This window comes from Aerococcaceae bacterium DSM 111021 (assembly GCA_020112395.1).
In the GTDB taxonomy this organism is placed as follows: domain Bacteria; phylum Bacillota; class Bacilli; order Lactobacillales; family Aerococcaceae; genus Ruoffia.
On the sequence record JACCEK010000001.1, the window covers coordinates 480,980 to 499,650 of the forward strand.

Consider the following 18,671-nt stretch of genomic DNA (forward strand, 5'->3'; position numbering starts at 1 on the left):
GAGCAAGTCTTTTTCTTTAGGCAAAAAATTATCGATTCTCGATATTTGTGAGTGCAATAGATTTAAGAGGTGAGTATTGAGGACAGAACGAATAAGATTCTTGGCGCTACCCTATTCGGCGAAGTATCACATGAAGTTATTAATATTGTTTCGACGGCGATGATTGCTGATATGGATTACACTCAACTCAGAGATCAAATTTTTACACATCCAACTATGGCTGAAGCCATAAATGATTTATTTAAAATCTAAAAGAATAATTAAATGAAAAAACATCCCAAATTTTAATAATTTAGGACGGGTTTCTTTGTTTAGATGAAAAAATGGAGACTTCCATTTTATAAAATGAAAAAGTCCAAGAGTTTCCTCAAGGACTTAAAGTTTATCGTTTACCTGCACGCTTTTGTTGTGATATTGCTACACCTAATAAGGTGAAGACAACGGCGAAGGCTAATAGTAAGCCCCACTCGGTTAATAAATCTGAATACGAATTGATGTCTTTCATGACACTTTGTCTAAAGTAAAACAAAGGAGAGAAATGAGCAATTCGTTGGATGGCCGTTCCCATAATTTCATAAGGGATGAATAAGCCTGACAAGAATGCGAGTCCCAAACTAATGACGGTTGTGAGTCCATTAATAATATTGCGATTGTTCGTGATTGATGTCATTAAAAATGCCATCGATAAGGCTGTTAGAATGAACAAGGTAAGTGAAATAATGACTCGAACGTAATCAATCGGAATAGAACTCGGTATATAGAACCAAAGAACTGAGATAGTAACGAGTAGAATTAACCCACCATACGTTATTTGTCCTAAGACAACTTGGGTATTATATTTTAGATTTGAAATTCCACTCAAATTAATGCGGTCTTGAATTTTATCAGATTTAATTTCTGACATAGCCATACCAACTGTTCCAAGTATAATTTGGAGGACAAAGTAACCCACTAATGCAATCCCGGTTGTATAAGCCAAGAGAATGTTTTGATTATCAAGTCCACCAACCATTTCAACTTCGGCTGTTTCATTCAGAGTTGAATCGAGCTGATTTGTTAACTCTGAGGTATCACTGACTCCAGAAGCGACTCGTTCATTAGCTAAGCGTAAGTAGTTATCTACCTCTGTATTAAGCTGCGCACTACTCATATCACGTTCATTCAAAAGTAACTCAACTTGGCCCGCTTGTCCATTTATTACTAATTCTTCAAAATCTTGAGGAATATATAACATCCCCTGGTAAGTTCCAGAAAAGACTTCATTTTCAACGTCTTCAATAGTGACATCGGAAAGCATTTCTACTTCATGCGATGCGCTCAAGTAATCAACTAAATGCTCGCTCAGTTGATCGTCACTGTGGTTCACAACTGCAATATCTAAGGTTACACTTGAGAATTCTTGATTTTCACCTGCTTCTGGTTGTCCAATGGCTACAAATACGAAACCAAGGAAAATAAGGAAGTAAATAATCAGCTCTTTCCAATAGGTTGAGAAGATGTGGATGATCATTTTATAGATGGTCATAACGTTTCCCCCTTAAGTAATAAACTGAGAATGTAAACATAAGTATGATATAAACTACCATAATCAAGATACCTTGTGAAAGAATGGTCGTGTCATTCAGTAAATTGATGCGGTAGAAATTCTCAGTAATAATGTTTACTGGATTAATTTTGTTGAACCATGGAATCCTGTTGTTTACAAATTGCTTCACACCAGTCACCATTCCCCCAGAGATGAAGGTTAAAATCAGCGCTAATGCGACAACGATTTGAGTTTTTCCATCAATCTTCAACTTTGGAACAAGTCCGACAACAATTCCCAGCATAATCCCGAAAATATTCCCAAGGAAAATAAGCAGGAAACTATAACCGAAATGATTCACGACTTGAATTCCGAGCACATATTGGATATAGACAATTAAGATGATATTCGCAGCAAAGTTTACGAGAACAGCATTTAAAGCATTTAACCCAATATAGCGATAGCGTTTTAATGGTGTGATGGTCAACCGTGATGCGAGTGAACTTAAGGGAGCTAGAATTTCAGTTGAGATTTGCACGCCATAAAATCCCCCGTATAAACTAACCATTGCGATTAAACCAAAGAACATAATCACGATAAACGAACCAGGTGTCGATTCCATTTTGACAAATTCCGTAGTGTAATCTATGTTCAACGCATCCAATCCCATCGCTGTGGTTTGTTTCACTTGATCCATGATACTTTTGACGATGGATGTATTAACATTACTTTCATTCATTAATAAGTTACCATCTTGCTTTACATAGACTTCTATTTCTTCTGCTTCCAACAGTTCTCTTGCCTCTTCTTCGCTCATCGTCGTCACATCGAGAACTTCTATGTCAGACAAAATTTCGCCGTAACTGTAAAAGGGAGTTGATTCAGTTGTCACTCCAATAGGTACAGCTTCTATGTCACCTTCAATTAAACCTGATGATGCGAAGAAATACAGAGAAGCAAGAATTAGCGGCAAACCAAAAGTATAAAATAATATATCTGGTGTTCGAATAAATCTCAGAAAATAATACTTTAGTTGCGTTAGCGCTACTCTCATTGGTCACGCAGCTCCTTCCCAGTCAGTTCTAAGAAGATTGAATTTAAATCTGGCATTTGACTATATAATTGGGTATAAGACAATTCATGTTCTTCAATGAATTTTACTAATTGAACGACATGATTATTTCCTTCGTCAAAGACGAGTCGCCATTTGTTTTTACCTGTCTTCTCAATCGTATTGAGATTTGGTAATTCTTTCATTTCGTCAATTTGTTCGGGACTAATATCAAACAATTCGATATTAATAATCTCGCCTTGATTCACTTTTTGTTGTAATTGTTCTAAAGTCCCATCAGCAATGTTTTGACCTGAGTCCATAATCACAACGCGATCACTAATTTGCTCCGCTTCGTCCAAGTAGTGCGTTGTATACACGATGGTGGCGCCATTTTCATTCAAGCGTTTTATCCCTTCCAAGATAAAATTACGACTTTGAGCATCAACCGCAACTGTTGGCTCATCCATAAAAATCAAATCTGGTTGGTGAGCGATTCCACAGGCTATATTTAAACGCCGTTTTAACCCTCCACTTAATTTCTTTGGAATAAATTTGCTGTATTTATCTAATTCTACAAACTTAATTGCTTCATTAACTAAACGACGGCGCTCAGCTTTATCTTCAATATATAAACCACAAAAGAAATCAATATTCTCAAATACTGTCAATTCTTCGAACAAAGCAACATCCTGAGGCACCACGCCTATTCGTTGCTTAATTTTATAGCTGTTAGGTTTTAATTCTTCTCCAAATACATCGATCTCACCTTTATCATAAGTGAGTAAGCCGAGTATCGAATTAATTAATGTCGTCTTACCACACCCATTTGGACCAAGTAAGCCAAGGATTTCACCTTTATATACCGATAAATTAAAATGATCTAAGGCAACCAATTTGCCGTAACGTTTTACAAGTTGTTTTACTTCTACTGCAATATTATCTGTCATTTTTTTCACTCCTTACTTGATTTGTTAACTTAAGTATAAAGGTATATTCTTTCATGCAGTAGTGTCATTGCGCTAATTTTGATATGACATTTGTCATGAGTTTGGTAGAATGAAAGAAATATCAAATAAAGGAGGCGGCTATGAGAAGTAAAACATTTATTATAGAGGCTTTATGGATGCTCTTAATTACACTCAGTTTGCGATTAATGATGACACAAGATGAAATTATAACGATTGTTTTAGAATCACTATTATCCATTTGCTTCATTGCATTAAGTGGAATCATTGTCACTAAGCGGATTCGGATTATATTAAATATAGTTGTTAGTCTCTTAGGTGTACTCGTCGCTCCATCATATATTTTGTTATTACCGCTTGTATACTTATTGACTTTTGATATTGGTTTTTACAGTCTATTGGTACTCCTACTGGCTTTCATCATTAATCCAGGGAGTTATTATATGTTATTGATTGGGGTTTTAGGGGTATATATCGCTGATCAAAGTCAACAAATCATTCAACAACAAGCCACGTTAAATGAAGTGAGAGATACGTTAACAGAAGAACAATTACGGATGAAAAATCAAATGAAAGATTTGATTCAATCTAACCAAAAAGACATCGATATTAGCATCTTGTCTGAGCGTAATCGGATTTCGAATGAACTACATGATGCGATTGGGCACTCGCTCGCCCGAAGTATTATTCAAATTGAAGCGATAATAATTGTGAATAATAATGAGAAAATTGAAAAGCAACTCAATCAACTGCAAATTAATTTACGGCACGGAATGGATGACATTCGCCATACCATTCACCATATCCACCATGAAAGTCTAGACTTTGAAGTCAGTATTGACAATATGCGTGAGGAATTCGCACCGCTGATGATTAATTTTGATCTGCATACTGAAACTGAATTTAAATATAATCAGAAGAAAGATATCTTGTCGATTATTCGTGAAGCGATCATTAATAGTATTAAGCATTCTAATAGCACGCAAATGAATATCATCCTCCAAGAATTTCCAGAGCATAATAAATTGCTGATTAAAGATAATGGTACGGATTACGATGAGAATCAAGATCCTTCTGAAGGCATGGGCAAGACAATTATTCGCCAGATTGCTAATAAATACAATGCCCCCATCCTCTTCTACTATCAAAATGGGTATATTGTTCAGATGAACTTGCCCAAATAAAAAAATCTGATAGATTCCTTTTTGAGGAATTTATCAGATATTTTTATTAGCTTTCATATAACTACTCCTCTAACACAAAGTTATAGGAATTATATTCAAGTGTACTATCTTCTGCACGGTTGAACTCAATGAGGTCTTCATTAAACAGTTTTACACGAATCATCTCATCAGACTCGACAATCTCAGGGTTATAAATAATGAATACGACATTCCCTATAGGGTCAATCGATGAATATATTCCGGATGACGCATGTTGAATTTGTTGAATCACATTAAAAACAGTCGGATTTTTTTCTAAATCAAGTTGATCTTCAATCGCGTTAAAGCTAATTCCTAACTCATCTTGTAAAACTTGTAAAGCATCAGACTCGGCATTTGGATCCACTTGAGCAAGCAAGGCTTCATCTGTATGCTTAGATAATAATAGTATAATTTCCCTTGCCTCAGTTGCTTCATTATTTACTGTTATTTGAACATTGTCTGGCGTAAAGACAATATGACTGATCGGACTTTCTTCATTATCACTGACATAACTTTGATTATCGTTGGCAGAGACGGGTGTTTGACAGATTACTAATAGTGACACAACTAGCATGACGTACTTAACTATTTTTTTCATTAGAATATACAGCTCCTCTATAATTCGTATAAAAAACTAAACCTTCGTATCAAGTAACTTAACAGATGCCTAACGCAAACAATAAAAACGGTTAATATTGTTATGTTAATTTTACACTATATATTATATTTTTTACAGATTTTATTAATTTTTATCCAAAAAAAATATCAGCAAGAATAATCTCGCTGATACCAAAACTCAAAAATATTAAATTAGTTTACTTTTTCAATCTTGTTAAATTCTTCTGTAATTTCTCCAAGTAGTTCTGGTTGTGTAATCACATCATATCCTGTACGAGCAAGTATTTCTACAGTGCGCATCATAGCTTGGTAACCAAACTCTGTACGAGTGGCTTCACGGAATTCTACTGTATGGCCTGTAGTTGGTTTACCTTCCGTAATATCATAATAAGAGTGAATGGCTGGAACAACTTGACTAACATTACCCATATCAATCGAACCTGATAAGTCATCTCCACCGTCAATCATTTCAATACCTAATGCTTTCGCATTTTCGTTGTATGTGTCACTTAACTTTTGGTTCGTGATCATATTGAAGTATGATTTTTCGAAGTAATTATATTTCATAGTACATCCTGTTGCAGCCGCTGCTGCTTCTGCACTTTTAATAACCATTGCTTTGACTTCTTGTAAGTAGTTAATATCTAATGAACGAACGTAGAATTGAACACGCGTATATTCTGGAATAATATTCGCTGCCACTCCCCCTTCAACAATTATTCCGTGCACTCGTGCATCTGGACGTAATTGTTGACGACTGGCATTCACTAAGTTGAACATGTTGATTGCAGCATCTAAAGCATTAATCCCTTCCCAAGGTGCTCCAGCAGCATGGGCTGTTTTACCAAAGAATTCAAATTCTAAAGCTTCCATCGCTAATGATACATTACTCATCAAGTTTTGGTCTGATGGATGTGTACATAACGCAATGTCTATATTATCAAATGTATCCGCATTGGCCATGTCTACTTTTACACCATCTGTTTCTTCAGCAGGTGTACCTAATACTACGACACGTCCACCCGTTTCTTCCAATACTTTAGATAAAGCAATTCCAGCCCCTGTATCTACAGTTCCAAGCATGTTGTGGCCACATCCGTGTCCAATTCCTGGTAAGGCATCGTATTCTGATAAGTATGCAATCGTTGGCCCTGGCTTGTTTGAATCGAAAGTCGCTCTAAAAGCAGTATCGAATCCTAAATAAGGATATTCAACATCAAAACCATGTTTCTTTAACAAGTTAACATGAGCTTGTGATGATTTGTATTCATTCAATCCTAATTCTGGATTCTCATAAATATAATCACTTAACCCCTGTAATTCCTCGCGCATTCCTGTAACGATTTCGTGTAATTGTTCTTTTGACATATAAATTTCCCCTCTCGATATTTTTTTAGAACGGCCCGTAGCCAACTAATTGTGCAAAGATAATAAAGATTAAACCGATTGCCAACCAAATTCCCATTAATGGCATCGCGAATTTCACCCATTTTTTATAAGGGATATTCGCAATGGCTAATTGAGCCATCAAGATACCTGACATTGGCATAATTGAATCTAGGAAACCATTCCCTAATTGGTAACTTAATACAGCTGTCTGGCGTGTAACGTCTAATGCATCTGCTAATGGCACCATAATTGGCATCGTCACAGCTGCTTGCCCGCTACCTGAACTAATAAAGAAGTTAATAATAATTTGAACGATATACATTCCGGCAGCTGATAGTACCGCTGGTAAGTTAGATATTGCTCCTGTTAAACTATTAATCAATGTATCTAAGATCATCGAATCTTCCATAATAATCACTAGACTTTGTGCTAATCCAACAATTAACGCTGCATACATCATATCTTTAGCACCTTCAATGAAGTTATCAGCTAACTCGTCTGCTTTCATTCCGTAGATTAAACCACTCAGTAAGCCCATTCCTAAGAATACTGCTCCAATTTCTGTAATAAACCAGCCTAAACTCATCACACCGTAAGCAATAATCACAAAGCCTCCGACGAAAACAGCTGCGATTATTTTTTGTTTCGTTGTAAACTCAATATTATCTGCTGAGTTTAAGTCTTGATAATCTGAATGACTTCTAGCTGCCATTTCTTCATCGTAGACGATACTATTCGATAAGTCTGCTTTCACTCGCTTACCATATAGAATTAAGTATAATGACGTTACAATCCATAAGACTATAAACAGTACTAATCTTAATTCAATCCCCGAAAATAGGGGTAATTCAGCAATAGATTGTGCAACCCCAACAGAGAATGGATTCATAAAACCAGAGGTGAATCCAACACCCGCTCCAAGTCCAATCATTCCTACCCCGATTAATGAGTCATAACCAATCGCTCGAGCTAAAGATACACCTAATGCGATGAAGACGATTGTCTCTTCACTTAGCCCAATCGTTGATCCAGCTAGTCCCATTATTAATACGACAACTGGAATAACTAAAGCCTCTTTCCCTTTTAACGAACTAACGATTCGGCTTAATGCCGCTTCGATCATGCCCGTTTTATTAATGATTAAGAATGCTCCACCCGTCACAAACAAGAAGTAAGAAATATCTTGTGTTCTAGCAAACCCTCTAGGAATACTCTTCAACACTTCAAAAATCCCTTGTGGATTACGTGCAACGTGGGCAAAAGAATCCGGATTAATAATCTCACGCTCACCGACCATCACTCTTTCGAATTGCCCTGCTGGAACTATCCATGATAATATCGCCGCAATAATAATAAAACTAAACAACAGTACGTAAGTATGTGGCATGCGGACTTTTCCTAATGCCTTGAATATATTTTTCACTTTTTTCCTCCAATTATTTCGAACACGTTTTTACAGATTGATCATGAGTTTCTTTTTGAAGCAGTGTTTCACACCTTTAAACTCCTCAATTCACTATATCTATACACTTTTACAAAAAATGTATATAAAAAGGCTGCGAGCAAAAGCTCACAGCCACAATTTGACAGGTTCTTTTGCCCACAACACAGCACGCTCAACTATGTAGAGTTTGGGCAACTCCACAAGACAGTGATAGACTTATTCAATCTACCCCCAACATCATTTTGATATTTCGGCTAGCAATCCTTTCGTAATTCCTTACTACTGATATTACTAGCGGCCTCAATACTGTATTGTTCTTTTATTTAATTAACTCTGATAGATTAACTGAAAAACGAACCTTTGTCAAACTTTTATAGTATTTTTATAATTAGAACGAATCTCTTTGATACTTGAAAATTATTTCATATAATAGAATATGTAAAGTTGTGAACATTTCTTACTTCTTTATTAACTAAATCCATTTAAGGAGGAAAAATATGATTGACCAACCCTTTTTTACAAATTTTTTAAAAGTGAGCAATTGGTTCACTATTGCAGTAATTATTTTCTTACTTATCATCGTTGGTATTATACGTACTATGTCAAAGCGTAAGACATCCTTTTCAATTCGTATGATGGTTGCTTTAGTCTTAGGACTTGCTTTAGGAGTCGCTGTTGATCTCGTCGGAACGAATTTGGGAAGCATCTATACTGAATTTGCACAAAATGAGATATCAGCATGGTTTGGCTTATTAGGAACAGGTTTTTTACGTTTTGTTCAGATGTTAGCTGTTCCAGTCGTATTCTTATCAATTATTGATGTTTTAACCAATGTCGCTTCGGGAAATATTAAATCCCTCACGACTAAGACCTTTACCCTTTTACTAGGTACAACGGCTATTGCAGCGATTGTTGGGGTGTTGATGGTACAAGCATTCAATTTAGATTCAACGTCTTTTGCAGGTGACTTGGATCCAGCAAAAATTGAAAGCATGCAAGGGATTGCGGCTGAAAGTTTCCCACAATTCTTCTTGGAACTGATTCCTAATAATATGTTCGCTGTTATGACAACGAATAGTAGCATCGTATCAGTTGTGATTATCGGTGCATTCTTTGCAGCTTCGATTCGCTTCTTAAGAAATAAAAAACCAGAAGCGATTAAATCTTTCGATGAGTTCATCAAATCAGCTCAAGTTGCAGTTAATAGTGTCTTAACAAATGTTATTAAATTAATGCCATATGGGATCTCTGCTTTGGTTGCGAATACAATTATTTCACATGGGATTGAGATTATCATGAATATGATTAACTTTATCTTAGCTTTATACTCTGCGGTAATTATTATGTTGCTTGTATATGTTGTGATTTTATTAATTGTTGGCGTGAATCCCATTCAATTCTATCGAAAAGCTTTTCCAACGATGGTACTCGGCTTCTCAAGTCGTTCAAGTGTCGGAACTTTACCTTATACGATTACCAATCTAGACGAGAATATTGGTGTCTCTGGTCAAACAGCTAACTTCGTTTCGACGATGGGATCAACGATTGGTATGAATGGGTGTGCTGGTATATTCCCTGCTATGCTTGGAGTTATGTTAGCTTATTCTACAGGCGTAGATGTCAACATCTCATTCTTAGTTCTTCTGATTACCGTCGTTACAATTGGTTCAATTGGTATTGCGGGTGTGCCTGGTACAGCAACTGTTGCTGCTACAGTAACATTGAATGGTATTGGCTTAGGTGCTTATGTGAGTGAGATTGGTGCTGTATTTGGGATCGATCCGATCGTTGATATGGGTCGTACAATGTTGAATGTTACAGGTTCAATGGTTAGTGCAGTTGTTGTTGACCGTTGGGAAGGAAACTTCGATATGGAACAATTTAAAGCACCAAATAAAACTGATTTTGAGGATATTGATTAAAGATTATCAACTACCAAGTTACCACTTGGTAGTTTTTTTAATTTGAATTGAAAGCGATATCAGTTACAATGGTAGTGATTTATAAAAATTACACATGGAGGCTTATTTAATGAGAGCATTTAATTATGATATTCCTACTAAAGTATACTTTGGTGAAGGTAAGATTAAGCACTTACCAGATTTGATTCATAAGTTTGGTAAAAAAGTGTTACTTACATATGGAGGAGGAAGTATTAAACGAAATGGTATCTATGATAAAGTTCAGGAGTTACTCAAAGATTGTGAGATTTTTGAACTAAGTGGCATTGATCCAAACCCTCGGATAGAAACCGTTCGGGAAGGTGCAAGATTATGCAAGGAGCACGATATTGACGTTATCCTAGCAGTGGGTGGCGGTTCGACAATCGACTGCTCTAAAGTCATTGCTGCTGCAGCTAAATACGATGGAGACGCGTGGGATTTAGTCATGGATGGCAGTCTTATTACAGATGCACTACCTTTAGTTGATATCTTAACATTATCAGCAACTGGGACTGAAATGAATACTAACGGCGTGATTACTAACTTCGATGTAAAAATGAAAAAAGGGACTGCAAGCTATCATACATATCCATACGCATCCATCTTAGACCCTACTTACACTTATACAGTACCGGCTAATCAAACATCTGCAGGGACAGCAGATATTATGTCACATACGTTTGAGAATTATTTCCAAGAAGAAGACAATGCATTTATTACAGATGGTCTAAGTGAAACAATCTTGCGTGCATGTATTAAATACTTACCAGTAGCTTTAGAGAAGCCTGATAATTACGAAGCACGTTCAAACTTAATGTGGGCTTCAACCATGGCCTTAAACGGCTTAACTTCTATGGGTAAAGGTGGCGGCTGGTCTACTCACCCAATTGAGCATTATTTATCCGCTTATTATGATATTACACATGCTGAAGGTTTAGCAATTCTTACACCACGTTGGATGAAATATATTCTAAACGACAATACTGTCAATCGTTTTGCAAGATATGCGAGCAATGTTTGGAATATAGAAGAATCTGATGACAAGTTTGCGATGGCAGAAGAAGCAATCGAAAAAACGTACCAATTCTTTGTTGATAATGGTTTGCCAATGATATTACCTGAAGTTGGTATTGATACGGATGAGCACTTCTTAGAAATGGCCAAAGGGACAGAAGAACGTTTATCGCGAGCTTATGTACCATTAAAAGCGGATGATGTTGTTGAGATTCTAAATCGTTGTATGACTGAAGGATATAATTAGTTCCATAGAAAAAACCTCCATTAAAATGGAGGTTTTTTTATGAAACGTTTATAAAATAGATATAAGACCTAAATCCCTGTTGTCCATGCCTTTCATAGGAACCAGATTCATTTTAACAAATGGCACCTTGTTTTACCATTTTTCATTACCTATTGAGGTAAAACTTTGTAATTCTGTAGTGAACCTTTCTCCGTCATAATCTTTAAAAAGTTCTTAAAAAGTAAGTTCTTCTTCGACTTTGGTTAACACAATTGATTGATTAATGACTTCTAAGTTTAGTTTATCATCGATCTCTACTTTTAAAACATCTAATATATTTTTAGGTAACTCTATGACGTGATTATCTCCACATTGTTTAACTTGCAATCGAAGCATTAATATCATCCCCTTATTAAACTTCTTTCAATAAATCCAATCGGTCAAACTCAATAATTAATTCATAAGAACCAATTTCTTGCTGAATTTTTTCTTGAATCATCAATAAGAGCTCAGCATTTGTCTCCTCGACATTATCTGGGACAACAACATCAAACGTTATATGATTTTCATCATTAATACTTTCTACTTTAAAATCATGAAACTTTAAAGCTAAATGAAATGATTTGAGGATGTGTTTAACTTGACGGTATATTGCTGTGTGCTCCTCATTTTGAATCGCAATGGGATCCACGTGACAGACCAGTTCTACCCCTAACTTCTCAGCAAAATCAATTTCTATATTATCAATGACACGGTGGGAATGTTTCAAATCCCAACTATCATCAATTTCAATATGAATAGTGGCAAATGTTTTATTCGGACCATAATTATGAACTAGCAAGTCATGATATCCTACGATTGTATCATACTGATCCAATAAGACTTTCATCTCTTTTATCTCTTCTTTAGACGGTCGTGTCCCTAATAAATCATTAATTGAATCATTAATTGCTTGAATCCCGCTGTACACAATCATAATAGATAACAATGCTCCTGCGTAACCATCTATTTGCCAACCCGTAAAGGTTTCGACCATTGCTGACATCAGAACGATGATTGTTACATATACATCATTAAGGCTATCTTGAGCTGCTCCATGTAATGTATTCGAATGAATTGATTGAGCTGCTGTACGGTAGAATTTCCCTTGGATTATTTTGGCAATAATCGACACGATTAACATTACAAATACAATCAGTGAAGCATTTAAACTCGTTGGATTCAGTATTTGTTGAATGGATGAGGTAAAAAACTGAATTCCTACATAAATAATAATAACCGAAATCAATAACCCGCTAATGTATTCAGACCGCTCATGACCATATGGATGTTCTTTATCCGCTGGCTTTGATGCTGCCCTAAAACCAAATAATGTTAATAATGATGATGCGGAATCCCCTAAGTTATTCATCCCATCCGTCACAATAGAGATACTCCCCGACATCGTTCCAGCTATCAACTTAATAACAAACAACATAAAATTTGATACGAGTCCGACTCTTCCAGCTATAATACCAACCCTCGTTCGAGCTTCTTCTTTTGATTGTGTTGCCAAATATTTTTCGATTAATCGCTTAAACATAACACGCCTCACTTTTCATTAAAGTAGATCAATTTATTAGGATCTCATGAATCCACAATCTTGTTCCAAAATAAAAAGCATTTGCAGAACATTGCTGTCCCACAAATGCATGATTATTACACATTTGTTGCCAAATGGCCCGGCTGCATAATTGCTTAAAGCAATTACCGCTTGATCAGTCTACTGATGATTTCACATCGCTAAAGATGTGACTCAGTTTTAGATTGTACTCTCACTTTATAATGGATTGAATTATTTGTCAATAGTTTGATTTTCACAACTTGAATTTGAGAATCAGGGTTATAAAAACCTGTATTGAAGTGTAATCCTTCGGATGGAAAACGCTTTTATGATATCATTAAATACACACAATATAATGGAGGTGAATAAGAATAAATTCAGTTAATTAATAAACAAAGGAGAAAAACATGAAAAAACTAAAAAAATTATTTCTATCTGGAATGTTATTATTCAATATTACTTCTCCCCTGCAAGCAGCATATGCAGAATCAGGTGACAGTACACGGAGTATTGATGAAATGATCAGTGAGATGACACTTGAGGAGAAAATTATTCAAACTTTGATGCCCGATTTTAGAAATTGGCTAGATGGCGAGGAAGAAGTTGGGGTCACAGAACTAAATGATGATATTCGAACGATTCTATCAGACTATCAATTTGGTGGTGTCATTCTGTTCGCGGAAAATGTCGTAGAGACAGAACAGACCGCAAGTCTCGTCTATCAGATGCAATCGACACAAGTTGAGAGTGACAACCTTCCCCTACTCATTGGGATTGACCAAGAAGGTGGGATTGTTAATCGTCTTGGCTCTGGAACACAGTTACCTGGGAACATGGCTCTTGGAGCGACAAATAACCCTGAATATGCTAAGTTAGCGGGTGAAATTATTGGTAGCGAACTTGAAGCTTTAGGTATTAATGTCAACTTCGCTCCTTCTGTTGATGTCAATAATAACCCTAAAAATCCTGTGATTGGTTTAAGGTCATTTTCATCGGATCCAAATATTGTTTCTGAATTTGGTTTAGGCTATATTGACGGTATTAAAGAACATAATGTTGCAGTTGCAGCTAAACACTTCCCTGGTCATGGTGATACAGATGTAGATTCTCATTATGGATTACCTGTCGTAGATAAGAGTTTAGATGAACTGATGGATAATGAATTAATTCCGTTTAAAGCGACGATGGACGCAGATGCTGATATGATTATGACAGCACATATTCAATTCCCTCAACTAGAAACTGAAACAAAAGTATCAGATGAAGACGGATCTGATATCTTACTTCCTGCGACATTGTCACCAGCCATCCTAACTGACTTAGTTCGTGATGAGATGGACTATGATGGCATTGTTATCACGGATGCCCTAAATATGGAAGCTATTACGAATAACTTTGGTGAAGTTGAAACATCAATCTTATCTAAAAAAGCTGGTGCGGATATCTTACTGATGCCCGTTATAATTAGATCAAATGATGACCTTGCTTTATTAGACGAAGTCATCCAAGGTCTGGTTGATGCGGTAGAACGCGAAGAAATACCAATGGAGAATATCGACCACTCAGTTCGTCGTATACTAACACTAAAAGAAGAATTAGGATTACTCGATCAGAATTTCTTAAGCCAATCTGAAGAAGAAGTTATTTCGAACGCTCAAGAAGTCGTTGGATCTGACTCTAACCGAGCGAGTGAACGTGAGATTGCCAACCACGCAGTAACATTACTTGAAAACAGTCAAGCTACTCTTCCGATTAAGCCAAAGGATGATGATCATATCTTATTCATTACAGCTGACCCGAATCAGGTTCCTGGGACTGAGTTCAGTATTGAGCGGATGCGCTTAGAAGAATCACTTTCTTCTGATTTTTCGTATAAGATATTAACTTATAATGAAGAAAGTACGTTTAATGACTTTTCTGATGCTTTCGCTCAAGCAAGCCATGTCGTTGTCTACACGAGCATGGTAGATGATTCGTCTCTTGCAGCAGATAACTTTAGAACTGCTATCCCTCAAGAAATATTCACTTATGCAAGAGAACAAGGGATTCCTACAGTTCAAGTGAGCATTAATAAACCTTATGATTCAGTGAACTTTACAGACAATGATGCGATATTAATCTCCTATGGTTATAACGGTATGGATCCAACCGAAGGTGGCCAAGAACCTGATGCTTCGTTCGGACCTAATATTCCCGCTGTTGTTGAAGTTATATTTGGTGTCACTAATTCTGATGACGGTCCAAGTGGGCAATTACCTGTTGATTTACCGGTTATTAAAGATGGTGTGTTAATCACAGAAGAAATTGCTTATCCTGTTGGTTATCAATCTGAGGATTGGGAATAAATTTATAAAACAAACATACAAGACTGGCAAATTTGCAATGCCAGTCTTGTATGTTTGTTTTTGTTTGAAGTCTTTATCGAGCCTGGTAAGCTGTCTCCCATAAGTTAAGTTTTGTACCAATATCTTTCTTTAAAGCATTTTGATAAATAGTGTATCCCCATGCAATATCATATAAAGGTTGCCCACCCAAAGCGAAAATAATAATATCATCGTCGTTTTCTCTTGCTGGAATTTTTCCATTAATGATATCTCCGACATTCATTATTATATCATCTGTCATTCGTTCCTCTTGAATCCAATCAAGAAATAATCGACCGAGCACACCCATCTCTAGTGTATTGTACGGATAAACATCTTCATATTTTACTTCTTCATACATCTTCCAATTATCCACAACTAATCTAACGTTTTCGATAACAAAGTTCGGATCAAACTGCCCGGATGAAGAGCCAATAATTAATGCTCCTGGTTTAATCCACTCACTCTCAATCTTTGGATTCGCTTCTCCTGAGGTTGCTAAGTTTAGAATATCTGTCTCTCTCACCGCTTCTTCAATTGAATCAACGATACTTATTCTCACCTTAGGGAACTTAGTTTCTAGTTCTTGCTTCAAGATGTCTGATTGCTTTGGATCGATATCATAAATTTTGAATAGTTCAGCCTGCTTAGCTTCTAAAAGAAGTGCTTCGGCCGTTGAACTTCCGATCGCTCCGGCACCTAATACACCGACTACTTTTGAGTCAGGTTTCGCTAAATAACGAACGCCCACTCCAGGTATTGCACCCGTTCTCCAAGCACTTAATAAGTTAGCTGACATAAAAGCCAACGGCGCACCTGTGTCCGCATCATTCAAGTTCATTGTCAGAATCGAACGAGGCAGATTTTTATCTTTGTTGTCAATATTTGATCCATACCATTTACAACCAGCTACACGGTACTCTCCCCCAAGATAAGCAGGCATGGCACAAAATCTTCTGTCGGGACCGTTTGAAGGCATTGTATTATGTTCGGGTTCATCTGGAAATGCTACAACCATACCGTGAGAGTTACTATCTCGCCCACCCATTCGGTAGTCACCTGTACCTAAAATTTGAAAAACATCCTCCATAACATTGACACAAGATTGCATATCTAAAACACCAGCATCAATCATATCTTGTTCATTCAAATATAAAAAATCAATTTGTCCTTGTTTAGTCATCATTAGAATCTCCTTATAAATATAATCCAAATATTAGATTTATATTATAATACTTCAAGATGAATGTAAAATATTTATACAATATATGGACTTTTTCTTCTTCTAATTCGTGCATATATAAAAAAGTGTTCAACTCATAACAAGGAGAACACTTTCTATCAGAAAAAGTTTATAACTACATTTTGAATCACATTAATCATTTTTGAATCTAAAGATAATTTTTCCATTCATTCTTAAATTTGGGTCAACACTTCTCAAATGTTGCATTAAAATAGTGCCTTTAATCTTTGAATTTTCTGGGACTTGGATAAAAAGTGGAGAATCTACATATTTTTTATCAGTTAAGTACTTTTCTGAACTACTTATGGGCGCAACAATTATAGTATTAAGTAATCGATTATAATTCTTATTGCTTACGACCACACATGGTATTTTTTTCATTTCTACCCTTTTGATGGGTCTAAATCGACGTAAACAATATCTCCTTGTTCATAATGATTCATTACTCTACTGCCTCTTCCCCAACATCGTCTCCCCATTCAACATGAGTAATATCCACAGCTTTATTTCTTTAAATTTCTTAAACTCAAAACTAATAAATATACCATTTTGCATCCTTTATAATATATTATTGAATGAAGTTGTAAACGATATACAATGATTATATTATTATAGTTTGCACATTCTGAAAATAAATCCTAATCTTATTTCAATAGTATTCACAAAAAAACTACCTCCTATGGAAGTAGTCCTAACTTTCACTATTTATCTAAATGAATCATGCGTTTCTTGAGTCGCTTCTGTTTCTAGATGTGTCACTAATTCAAAGTCATCAATGTAAGTATGCATCCGTTCGTCAATCGTATTCCACCATAATCGCCCATCTGGTATTTGATGAAGGTCAATATCTGCAAAGGGTACGACTTGATACATCTTCTCTGCTTCCACTCCTAAGTTAAATATCGGCATGAATTTAGGATTTATTACATTAACTTCACCCGATTCGTCACGTTTAAAGGTTACTTCTGTAATTCCACCTTGCTTATTATCTAAATCTCTTTGTCCAGTTAAAAAACTAGCTTGAGAATATATAGCAAATGTTTCACCACCGTTATACCAATCGACGGGTTGTAATACGTGTGGATGCCCACCTAAGATAAGTTTGGCACCAGCATCACTTAATGATTGAAACACATAAAATTGATCTTCATTTGGTAATGTAGCGTATTCCTCTCCTAACTGTAAGCTCACAACGACCGCATCAACTTGTTTGGATAGTGCGTCCACTTCAGCAACCATTAAAGGAACATCAATTAAACTAATTAAATATTCTTCTCCAACTGGAACTGGTATGCCATTTGTTCCATAAGAGTAATTTAAAAACCCAACGCTGATCCCATTTTCCTCAATAATCCGATGAGTATTGTAATCTTCCCATGAATCATAACTCCCAACATACATCATGTCTTCTTCTTGCAAGTTTTGGAGTGAATAATGTGCTCCTTCACCAAACCAATCAAGTGTATGATTCGTCGCATTACTTACGATATCAATTCCGATAGCTTTAAGTGCAGAAATAATCTCACTCGGTGCGTTAAACTGTGGGTACCCTGACATTGGTAATTGCGGCGACGCAGCAATCACTTCTAGATTCGCCATTGAAATATCTGCATAGTCAATATATGGCTGAATATGAGCTAACATTGGCATGAAATCATAGGCTGAATCCGCCTTAAAGTCGCTTGGTTGAAAACCTTGTTCTATCATCGATGATACTGTCTCTTGATAGATTGGCGAATACGTATCGGCTAAATAACTCACACGATCATGTATTAATACATCCCCAACCGATCTTAGTGTTAATACACCTTCTTCTGATTGAAATTCTTCTTTACCTTCTTTCTTTGGTAAATCAGCAAACAAAAAGTCATGCTTTATCGGTTCGCTTGGTGATTCTTCTACAACTTCCTCTTGAGGTTTTTCGCTACTTTCAGATGCTTGTTGGTCCCGTCCAGAATTCGCTTGTAATGAATTCTGGACATTATATATAAAGTAAGCGCCAATACTTACAATAACAAGTAACGAAAGAATCGCAATCCATTTTTTTACTCTTTTCGACATTTAAGTTCTCCTAATCTT

Annotated in this window: 16 protein-coding genes; 5 read left to right on the top strand and 11 right to left on the bottom strand. The window is 36.1% G+C overall.

All coding sequences use genetic code 11. The features are described 5' to 3' along the window. The first annotated feature begins 69 nt into the window (after nt 1-69). Nucleotides 70-252, top strand: coding sequence for a hypothetical protein (locus tag HYQ40_02280; GenBank protein ID MBZ6526588.1), 183 nt, complete (start codon nt 70-72; stop codon nt 250-252). 130 nt (nt 253-382) lie between these two features. On the opposite strand, the gene HYQ40_02285 is transcribed toward HYQ40_02280, so the two are convergent. The 3 genes from HYQ40_02285 to HYQ40_02295 are packed head-to-tail and all read right to left on the bottom strand — an operon-like array spanning nt 383 to nt 3,514. Further along, on the bottom strand, nt 383-1,525 hold the full coding sequence (locus tag HYQ40_02285; GenBank protein MBZ6526589.1) for an ABC transporter permease: 1,143 nt from the start codon (nt 1,523-1,525) through the stop codon (nt 383-385). Further along, complete coding sequence (locus tag HYQ40_02290) at nt 1,512-2,579, bottom strand: ABC transporter permease (protein ID MBZ6526590.1); 1,068 nt, start codon at nt 2,577-2,579, stop codon at nt 1,512-1,514. Before HYQ40_02290 ends, HYQ40_02285 begins: the two co-directional genes overlap by 14 nt. Next, the gene (locus HYQ40_02295) at nt 2,576-3,514 is read right to left on the bottom strand and encodes an ABC transporter ATP-binding protein (GenBank protein MBZ6526591.1); all 939 of its coding nucleotides are present in this window, start codon (nt 3,512-3,514) and stop codon (nt 2,576-2,578) included. The genes HYQ40_02290 and HYQ40_02295 overlap by 4 nt, the downstream gene beginning before the upstream one ends. A gap of 152 nt (nt 3,515-3,666) precedes the next feature. Here HYQ40_02295 and HYQ40_02300 point away from each other — a divergent pair, with 152 nt between their 5' ends. Beyond that, the gene (locus HYQ40_02300; protein MBZ6526592.1) at nt 3,667-4,728 is read left to right on the top strand and encodes a hypothetical protein; all 1,062 of its coding nucleotides are present in this window, start codon (nt 3,667-3,669) and stop codon (nt 4,726-4,728) included. A 61-nt stretch (nt 4,729-4,789) separates the two neighbouring features. On the opposite strand, the gene HYQ40_02305 is transcribed toward HYQ40_02300, so the two are convergent. From HYQ40_02305 to yfcC, 3 genes are all read right to left on the bottom strand, one after another. Beyond that, nucleotides 4,790-5,347 carry a hypothetical protein gene (locus tag HYQ40_02305; GenBank protein MBZ6526593.1) on the bottom strand — a complete coding sequence of 186 codons (558 nt, stop codon included), beginning with the start codon at nt 5,345-5,347 and terminating at the stop codon, nt 4,790-4,792. 212 nt (nt 5,348-5,559) lie between these two features. Continuing rightward, the gene (locus HYQ40_02310; protein MBZ6526594.1) at nt 5,560-6,735 is read right to left on the bottom strand and encodes a M20 family metallopeptidase; all 1,176 of its coding nucleotides are present in this window, start codon (nt 6,733-6,735) and stop codon (nt 5,560-5,562) included. Nucleotides 6,736-6,760: 25 nt separating this feature from the next. After that, complete coding sequence (gene yfcC / locus HYQ40_02315; protein MBZ6526595.1) at nt 6,761-8,143, bottom strand: putative basic amino acid antiporter YfcC; 1,383 nt, start codon at nt 8,141-8,143, stop codon at nt 6,761-6,763. Nucleotides 8,144-8,697: 554 nt separating this feature from the next. Here yfcC and HYQ40_02320 point away from each other — a divergent pair. Further along, a complete protein-coding gene (locus tag HYQ40_02320; GenBank protein MBZ6526596.1) occupies nt 8,698-10,122 on the top strand; it encodes a cation:dicarboxylase symporter family transporter in 1,425 nt (474 codons plus the stop codon). 109 nt (nt 10,123-10,231) lie between these two features. Further along, a complete protein-coding gene (locus tag HYQ40_02325) occupies nt 10,232-11,404 on the top strand; it encodes an iron-containing alcohol dehydrogenase (GenBank protein ID MBZ6526597.1) in 1,173 nt (390 codons plus the stop codon). A 213-nt stretch (nt 11,405-11,617) separates the two neighbouring features. On the opposite strand, the gene HYQ40_02330 is transcribed toward HYQ40_02325, so the two are convergent. Then, a complete protein-coding gene (locus HYQ40_02330) occupies nt 11,618-11,779 on the bottom strand; it encodes a hypothetical protein (protein MBZ6526598.1) in 162 nt (53 codons plus the stop codon). 16 nt (nt 11,780-11,795) lie between these two features. After that, nucleotides 11,796-12,965: a cation transporter gene (locus HYQ40_02335; protein MBZ6526599.1), complete on the bottom strand. Its 1,170-nt coding sequence runs from the start codon at nt 12,963-12,965 to the stop codon at nt 11,796-11,798. 428 nt (nt 12,966-13,393) lie between these two features. On the opposite strand from HYQ40_02335, the gene HYQ40_02340 reads away from it, so the two are divergent. Continuing rightward, nucleotides 13,394-15,331 carry a beta-hexosaminidase gene (locus tag HYQ40_02340; GenBank protein ID MBZ6526600.1) on the top strand — a complete coding sequence of 646 codons (1,938 nt, stop codon included), beginning with the start codon at nt 13,394-13,396 and terminating at the stop codon, nt 15,329-15,331. 73 nt (nt 15,332-15,404) lie between these two features. Here HYQ40_02340 and HYQ40_02345 read toward each other — a convergent pair whose 3' ends face one another. The 3 genes from HYQ40_02345 to HYQ40_02355 form a co-directional block, all read right to left on the bottom strand. Further along, the gene (locus HYQ40_02345) at nt 15,405-16,532 is read right to left on the bottom strand and encodes an ornithine cyclodeaminase (GenBank protein ID MBZ6526601.1); all 1,128 of its coding nucleotides are present in this window, start codon (nt 16,530-16,532) and stop codon (nt 15,405-15,407) included. A gap of 192 nt (nt 16,533-16,724) precedes the next feature. Then, nucleotides 16,725-16,973 carry a type II toxin-antitoxin system PemK/MazF family toxin gene (locus tag HYQ40_02350; GenBank protein MBZ6526602.1) on the bottom strand — a complete coding sequence of 83 codons (249 nt, stop codon included), beginning with the start codon at nt 16,971-16,973 and terminating at the stop codon, nt 16,725-16,727. Nucleotides 16,974-17,297: 324 nt separating this feature from the next. After that, a complete protein-coding gene (locus tag HYQ40_02355; protein ID MBZ6526603.1) occupies nt 17,298-18,653 on the bottom strand; it encodes a CapA family protein in 1,356 nt (451 codons plus the stop codon). Nucleotides 18,654-18,671: the final 18 nt, after the last annotated feature.

What these genes read in the sequence shown, in the direction of transcription:
- HYQ40_02285 (MBZ6526589.1), bottom strand. Translation starts at nt 1,525, where the DNA reads ATGACCATCTATAAAATGATCATCCACATCTTCTCAACCTATTGGAAA.
- HYQ40_02290 (MBZ6526590.1), bottom strand. Translation starts at nt 2,579, where the DNA reads ATGAGAGTAGCGCTAACGCAACTAAAGTATTATTTTCTGAGATTTATT.
- HYQ40_02300 (MBZ6526592.1), top strand. Translation starts at nt 3,667, where the DNA reads ATGAGAAGTAAAACATTTATTATAGAGGCTTTATGGATGCTCTTAATT.
- HYQ40_02305 (MBZ6526593.1), bottom strand. Translation starts at nt 5,347, where the DNA reads ATGAAAAAAATAGTTAAGTACGTCATGCTAGTTGTGTCACTATTAGTA.
- HYQ40_02310 (MBZ6526594.1), bottom strand. Translation starts at nt 6,735, where the DNA reads ATGTCAAAAGAACAATTACACGAAATCGTTACAGGAATGCGCGAGGAA.
- yfcC (MBZ6526595.1), bottom strand. Translation starts at nt 8,143, where the DNA reads ATGCCACATACTTACGTACTGTTGTTTAGTTTTATTATTATTGCGGCG.
- HYQ40_02320 (MBZ6526596.1), top strand. Translation starts at nt 8,698, where the DNA reads ATGATTGACCAACCCTTTTTTACAAATTTTTTAAAAGTGAGCAATTGG.
- HYQ40_02325 (MBZ6526597.1), top strand. Translation starts at nt 10,232, where the DNA reads ATGAGAGCATTTAATTATGATATTCCTACTAAAGTATACTTTGGTGAA.
- HYQ40_02330 (MBZ6526598.1), bottom strand. Translation starts at nt 11,779, where the DNA reads ATGCTTCGATTGCAAGTTAAACAATGTGGAGATAATCACGTCATAGAG.
- HYQ40_02335 (MBZ6526599.1), bottom strand. Translation starts at nt 12,965, where the DNA reads ATGTTTAAGCGATTAATCGAAAAATATTTGGCAACACAATCAAAAGAA.
- HYQ40_02340 (MBZ6526600.1), top strand. Translation starts at nt 13,394, where the DNA reads ATGAAAAAACTAAAAAAATTATTTCTATCTGGAATGTTATTATTCAAT.
- HYQ40_02345 (MBZ6526601.1), bottom strand. Translation starts at nt 16,532, where the DNA reads ATGACTAAACAAGGACAAATTGATTTTTTATATTTGAATGAACAAGAT.
- HYQ40_02350 (MBZ6526602.1), bottom strand. Translation starts at nt 16,973, where the DNA reads ATGAAAAAAATACCATGTGTGGTCGTAAGCAATAAGAATTATAATCGA.
- HYQ40_02355 (MBZ6526603.1), bottom strand. Translation starts at nt 18,653, where the DNA reads ATGTCGAAAAGAGTAAAAAAATGGATTGCGATTCTTTCGTTACTTGTT.